Source organism: Variovorax sp. P4_D9, assembly GCF_056401695.1.
Window position 1 is genome coordinate 1 of record NZ_JBFUIU010000508.1, and the last position, 6,658, is coordinate 6,658.

Consider the following 6,658-nt stretch of genomic DNA (forward strand, 5'->3'; position numbering starts at 1 on the left):
GCATTGCCGCCTACGGCTTCTTGGTCGCTCAGCGGCTACGACACCCCGACGAGAGCATTGCCGCCTACGGCTTCTTGGTCGCTCAGCGGCTACGACACCCCGACGAGACGGGGGGTAAAAAAAACTCCGCTCAATGGCAAACGCCTGCCCTACCCACGCATTACAAACCTCGGGGAAGCCCAGAGGGCGCAGCGCCACGTCCCATCCTCCATCACGAGTTTGCGATTGCATATCGGCGCACTACTGGCTCGTAACCTCCCCCGATGTCCCTGCTGTCTTGGGCATCAACGTGCACCAAATATCTAACACAGTAAGACTAGTGCGCATACTCCGTATTTTTTAATCAACGGTGTATTCGCGCGGCTACTCATGGATTGAGGCACGCCAATCATCAATGAAGCGGACGGCACGCTGGCTACACCGACTTCGACCACAACGAGGCCCACGCCTTCGGTGGCTCGGGACTGACGCCCGAAGATCCGCTGGCCGCCATCGACGAACTGGCCCGCCAGGTGCGCGCCGCCGGCATACAGCGCGTGGAGGGCGACGTGGTCATCGATGACCGCCTGTTCGACAGTTTCCGTGTGCCGRATAGACACGTGCTGATCTCTCCGATGAGCCTCAACGAGAACCTCATCGACGTCACGCTGGCACCGGGCGCGCAGGCCGGAGATCCCGCGCTGCTGGACTGGCGGCCCAGAACCAGCGGCTTCTCGATCGCCGGCCTTCCGGTCACGGGCGTCATGGGCTAGGCAGCCGACTTTGACGTGTTCGCAGGCACGCCGGACAACATCGCGCTCGGCTGCATCGGCGCTCCGGGATGCACCGGCACAGTCTCGGGCGCGAACGGCACGTCGCTGGCGACGATCCCTGTGGGCTACGAGGCACTGCTGGTCGGCGGCTCGACCCATGTCGGTGTGCTGCGAGTCGAGGACCCCCCATCGTTCGCGCGCATCGCCTTCATCGACGCCCTTGCGCGTGCGGGCGTGACGGTCTCTGCGAGCGTCGTAAGCGTCAATCCCGCGGGCAAGCTGCCCCCGTTCCAGTCCTTTGCGGCGGCATCGCGCGTGGCCAACTTCGTCTCGCCCGCCTATTCGGAATACGCGAAGCTGATCCTCAAGGTGAGTCTGAACACCGGCGCCAACATGAGCCTGATGCAGGTCGGGCTGTCGCAGGGGCAGCGAACCGTGTCCACCGCGCTCGCTGCGGAGCGCAAGCTGCTCACAAACGACCTTGGACTGGACCCGGCGGGATTCGAATTCCCGACCAATGGCAGCGGAACTCCGGACAGCCGTGCTTCGGCGCGCACGACCGCCAGGTTGATTAGCGCCATGAGCGCGCGTGCGACGTACCAAGCGTATCGTCGCGCGCTGCCGTTGCTGGGCATCGACGGATCGGTCGCCAGCATAGGCAAGACCGTGGTCGGCAAGGAGCACATCGCCGTGAAGAGCGGAGCGACGGTCCAGGACGGCAAGATGGTCGCCATCAGCATGGCAGGCTATATCGATGCCAGGAGCGGACGCACGCTGGCGTTCGCGCTGTTCGTCAACGACGCGGGCCCGCTGACTGCGATCGCGGATTCGCTCGACGTCTTCGAAGACGAAGCGCAGATTGCCGGCATTGTCTACAACGAGAACTGAATTCGCGGGGATGTAAGGTGCCCGCCGGCGGTCAACCTGCAACTCCGCTCCATCGAAAGCTTGAACCATGAAGACCTCGACCTTGCTGGCCGCCTCGGCCCTGTGCGTTCTTGTCGCCTGCGGCGGCGGCGGATGGTCTTCGTCGCTGTCCGCGCTGCTGGGCTCGCTGGCCATTGCGCAGTCGGGCAACGGTGCCCCGGCCATGCAAGTCACGCCGGTCACCATGCGAATCGCGAACACGCCGGTTCCGGTGAAGGGCTCCGATGGTCTCTTCCATCTGGTCTGCGAGCTGGAACTGAGCAACTTCACCGGCAGCAGCGTGGCGATCCAGGGGCTGGATGTTCTTGATGCGAGCCTCGGCAGACCCGTTGCCACGCTGTCGCCGGCGGACATCGCGCAGCGCCTGGTGGTTCGCGACCGGGCCGCGGTGAAAGGCAGCATCGGCCCTTCCCAGATGGGCCTGCTCTACATGCATGTGACGTTCGGCGACCAGGCTGCGATTCCCGCCTCGCTCGCCCATCGGATCACGGTAGCGACAGGTGATGCGCCCGTCGTCGAGACGGCTGGGCGCATTTCACTGGCAGCGCCGACTACGCTCGTGCTCGGGGCCCCGCTGCGCGGCACTCGGTACATCGCCGGCGACGGATGCTGCGACTCGGTGCGCCACGTGCAGGCGACGCTGCCGCTCAATGGCCAGCTCTTCACGGCGCAGCGTTCGCCATCGACTGGGAGCAGCTCGACGAGCAGGGCCGCATCTATGTCGGCGATCCGAAACTGCCTGCCAGCTATGTCATCTACGGCAAGCCGATCTACGCCGTTGAGGACGGGACGGTCGTGACGGCCGTCGACGGTTTGCCGGACACGCCGCCAGGCGCCCTGCCAGCCTCGATCCCCATCGAGCAGGCTGACGGCAATCACGTCGTGCTGGATCTGGGCGGTGGCCGCTTCGCGCTCTTCGCGCACATGGTGCCGGGATCGGTTCGGGTGCGAGCGGGAGACACGGTGCGTGCGGGACAGGTCATCGGGMAAGTCGGCACCTCGGGCAACTCGTCGGAGCCACACCTGCATTTCCACGTCGTCGATGGTCCTTCGCCCCTGGCCTCGAACGGCCTTCCTTATCTGTTGGAGAGCTTCAGCTCATCACAGCGCGGCGTCTCCACGGCGGCCCACGACCAGGCCAGCAGCGAGGGCACGCCGATCGCGCTTGAAGCCGTGCCCCAGCGGGGGCGCGCCGAAACGTACTGCCACTCGATCTGTGGATCGTCGACTTTCCTTCCTAACATCAGAACAGCCCATGACCTTCACTCACCACAGATACGCCGCCGGTTTCGTCATTGCGCTCTCCCTGCTCGTCAGTTGTGGCCGCGGTGGCGGTGGCGCGGTACTTCCATTGGCCGCGGTCGTGCAACCCGTGCCTGCCGAGATCACGAAGATCTTCGAGAAGCCGGTGTACCGAGATGCGAGCTGGGCCTTGCGTGTGGTTGACCTCGACAGTGGCCGCGTGATCTACGACAAGCTCCCCGGGCAGCCCATGCTGATCGGCTCGGTGCGCAAGCTGTTCTCGGTCGGCCTCGCGCTCGACGCGCTCGGGCCCGAGCATGTGTTCCGTACGCCGGTCTATCGCCGGGGCTTCGTCGATGCGGCCGGGGTGCTTCACGGCGACCTCATCGTGGTCGCGAGCGGTGACCTTGCAATGGGTGGCCGCACCAACCCGGACGGCAGCTTCGCCCTCACGAACGAGGACCACAACGAGGCCAACGCGTTGGGCAACGCGACCTTGACCGCGCCCGACCCTCTGGCAGGTTTCGACCGGCTCGCGACCCAGGTGGCTGCTTCCGGTATCCGGCAGATCACGGGCGAGGTGATCATCGACGACCGCCTGTTCGAGCACTTCGACTTCCGCGGCGAGTTCAAGGTCAGCCCGATGTTCGTCAACGACGATGTGGTCGATGTCATGATCGACCAGAACGCGGGGGTCGACTGGCGGGCGAAATCAGTGGCCTTCGATGTCCAGTCCAGCCTCGCGCTGGGCGCGTCAGGCAGCGACCTCGACCTCGCGCTCGAGCCGGAGCTGCCGGCTTGCCTCGGTACCACGCCGTGCTTCGGCCACGTCGCCGGCACGCTGCCGGCCGGCTTCGTTCCGCCGCTCACCGGCTCGTTTCCATTGATTCGCACCTTCCGGATCGTGGACCCGTCCACCTACGCGCGCAGCGTGCTCATCGAGGCACTGTCCCGCGCGGGCGTCACGGCTTCCGCCCCGATCGTGGCGGCCAATCCATCGAAGCAACTGCCGGCAAGCTCGTCGTACGCCGCCAACATGCGCGTCGCTGAATTGGCGTCCCATCCGTACAAGGATTTTGCCAAGCACATCCTCAAGGTGAGCTACAACCTCGGGGCCGATACGAGCCTGATGCTGCTCGGGCTCACCCAGGGCGTCAGCACGCTCACCGCATCGCAGACTGCGGAAGCCGCGATACTGGCCAACCAATTCGGCATTCCGGAGACTGCCTTGCATTTCGTCGACGGCAGCGGCGGCGGCCTCACGACGGCCACCAACGAGGCCGTCACTGCGTTGCTTGCGGGCATGTGGCGGCGCCAGAGTTACCCTCAATTCCGCGATGCTCTTCCGCAGTTGGGCATCGACGGCTCCTTGGCGTTTGTGAAAGATTTCGCGGCCGATCCGACGCTGGCGGGTGCCAAGGGCCAGGTGCATGCAAAAACCGGTACCTTTGTCGAAGGTTCTGACCGTGGGGCCGTGCTCCGTGCCCAGGCACTGGCCGGCTACATCGACACGAAGAGCGGCCGCCATCTCGCCTTCACGTTAGTCGTCAATGACGTCGGCGTGATTTCGGGCGTCAACGACATCCTGCCAGTGTTTCAGGATGTCGGAACCATCTCCGCCTGGCTCTGGAAACTTCACTGAAGCCTCCTGCGACATCGGCAGCTCACGTCGATTCGACCGTCCGCGGTCTTCTTCATGGCCGATGCCCTATCGGCAATACTTGTCGCAAGTGCTTCCGTCAATTCTTGTCATTCACGACTAGAAGAAATGCCGGAATTCACAACACGCCTATGGCCTGCCCGGAGGGGATCAAAAACTTCTATTAGGTCATCGTCGGACCAAACGCGTGGCAATGGTGCGTAAGCCACCGACCAGAACGCGCGGCTCGCGCAAAGCTTCAGGTGCGAGACCTGCATGCGCCGGTAGCCGCGCGTGCGATTCAGCACCTGGCGCGCCGGCGACATCTCCCCCGACCCCACTGCCGTGGTCTGCAGGTCGGGATTCTGATTCGGGCGGTGTCGAGACGCAGCCTCAGAATCACGGCACCTGGCAGATCCAACGCCCCAATTTCGAGCATCGTGGGGAACATCGCACCAACTTCGGCTAGCGAATGTCAGTAACTCCGGCGAATTCGCAGTAGCTGCAATCCCACACGATCCATGCTTCCATCATCCTACGCGACTGAGTTAGCCGACCTTGCGCAAGCGTTTGCGGCAATAGTGCGCTGCGGTGGTCAAATCCCGGCCCACCATGCATCTCAACGACTTTCCCCTCCCCGTGCGGGCGCGCGCAGCCCTGCACGCCTTGATGCCGCCCTGACGACCATCGCCGAACGCACTCGATGCGGGCGAGATCCGAAACGTCGCCCTTCAGGACACCAAATCCACGCTCTCGAACGCGGTGCAGGAAGCATGGGATCGGCACGACCATCGGCGCTTCACGGGCGAAGCCTGGCGGAACGGCGGCATGTCGGAGGCGCTCCAGGATCTTTACTACAAAGTGAACGTCTACGGGCTGCACGAGGTGCACGCCGCGGCGAAGCGCGTTGCCRCTACGAATGTCGAGGGCCCGGCTGTGGACGCAATGCGCACCCTCCTCCAGGAACTGCTCCCGCTGGCCCAGGGGGTGATGGGGCTCAAGAATGGAACGCGACGTCGGCGAATCAGTCTTTGTCGACATATAGCGGTCGGCAGCTCATGACCCGCTTCACCGGATGCCTTGGCATCCGCGTTTGCTCAAGTGACCGGGCTTGTTCCGACTCGCGACGTCCCCGGGCAGTCACGAGATGTTGTCGCGTCCAGATCAAGGCTGGACTTGATCGATCTTCGCGCCGAGCAGCGACACACCGGCCTCCAGCCCCACGTTGGTGAGCACGAAGCCCACCACCGGCTGCTGAATTGTGTTGGTGTCGACGCTGCCGTTGGCGCCGATGTTCGCCACCGCGACCGTGGCGTCCGCGCCGACAGTCCAGCCCTTGCTGCTGCGGAACTTGTCCAGCGCTTGCTGCGTGGTGAACAGGTAGATGACCGCCTTCGACTGCGCGCCCGCCTGGAAGCCCAGCGACCCCGCGGTGGTGCTGTAGTAAGCCTCAGTGCGCCCGTTCACACGGAGGGCACCGCGACCGTATTGAGCGCCGACAACGAAACTTGCGCCGACCACCGCCGGGAACACAAGCACGCCCCTGGATTTGGCCACCAACTCGCGCGAACCGGGCACGTTCGTGTAGAGCTTGGAGAGCGAAGCATCGACCTGAGCATCGATCGAAGCACGCGCAGGCGTGCTGCTCGTGCTGTCGCCCTTCATGGTCGTCGTGCAACCGACGAAAGCGAGGCCTGCCACCGCAACGACTGCGGCACTCATGGCTGTTCTGAAGTAGGGGTACATGGTGGTTCCTTCGCAGATAAGGTTCCAGCGCTCGGCTTGACGATGCGAGCCATGTCGGTCTTGACCATGATAGGCGGGCCAGAGTGCCTCCAAGCCCACAATAGAAGCGCACCTAAACGGAATGGCGCTTACTTTGGCTCGTACGCATGACCATACTTCTCGACTTGTCGGCGAGCGTGAGCGCGCGGCACCTTCAACCACGGGTAGGGTTTTGGCCTTCGTTTTCGCATTCGCGGCTCGATGCGTCCGGGTCGATGGCCGACCTTGCATTGGGCGATCAACGTGAACAGCCGCTGGCAATCCTTCGTGACCGAGAGGCCTCGCGAGACCCACTCCGTCCACAGTTGCACCG

The 6,658-nt window shown here is 64.0% G+C and carries 5 protein-coding genes and 3 pseudogenes; 6 read left to right on the forward strand and 2 right to left on the reverse strand.

Features of this window, described 5'->3' with window-relative positions; genetic code table 11:
- The 6 genes and pseudogenes from AC1DY5_RS36935 to AC1DY5_RS36960 form a co-directional block, all read left to right on the forward strand.
- Positions 1–254, forward strand: a pseudogene (locus AC1DY5_RS36935) (hypothetical protein); the annotation flags it as partial.
- 210 nt (positions 255–464) lie between these two features.
- Positions 465–752, forward strand: a complete 288-nt coding sequence (locus AC1DY5_RS36940) for a D-alanyl-D-alanine carboxypeptidase (protein WP_478119446.1) — start codon at positions 465–467, stop codon at positions 750–752.
- A gap of 15 nt (positions 753–767) precedes the next feature.
- On the forward strand, positions 768–1,640 hold the full coding sequence (locus AC1DY5_RS36945; RefSeq protein WP_478119442.1) for a D-alanyl-D-alanine carboxypeptidase: 873 nt from the start codon (positions 768–770) through the stop codon (positions 1,638–1,640).
- Positions 1,641–1,707: 67 nt separating this feature from the next.
- Complete coding sequence (locus AC1DY5_RS36950) at positions 1,708–2,478, forward strand: hypothetical protein (protein WP_478119443.1); 771 nt, start codon at positions 1,708–1,710, stop codon at positions 2,476–2,478.
- Positions 2,475–2,660 (forward strand): annotated as a pseudogene (locus AC1DY5_RS36955) (M23 family metallopeptidase); the annotation flags it as partial. The gene AC1DY5_RS36950 and the pseudogene AC1DY5_RS36955, both read left to right, overlap by 4 nt.
- A 274-nt stretch (positions 2,661–2,934) precedes the next feature.
- On the forward strand, positions 2,935–4,563 hold the full coding sequence (locus AC1DY5_RS36960) for a D-alanyl-D-alanine carboxypeptidase/D-alanyl-D-alanine-endopeptidase (RefSeq protein WP_478119444.1): 1,629 nt from the start codon (positions 2,935–2,937) through the stop codon (positions 4,561–4,563).
- 1,161 nt (positions 4,564–5,724) lie between these two features.
- On the opposite strand, the gene AC1DY5_RS36965 is transcribed toward AC1DY5_RS36960, so the two are convergent.
- Entirely contained in the window at positions 5,725–6,306 is a 582-nt protein-coding gene (locus AC1DY5_RS36965; RefSeq protein ID WP_478119445.1) for a BPSL1445 family SYLF domain-containing lipoprotein, read from the reverse strand.
- A gap of 128 nt (positions 6,307–6,434) precedes the next feature.
- Positions 6,435–6,658: pseudogene (locus AC1DY5_RS36970) on the reverse strand (IS4 family transposase); the annotation flags it as partial.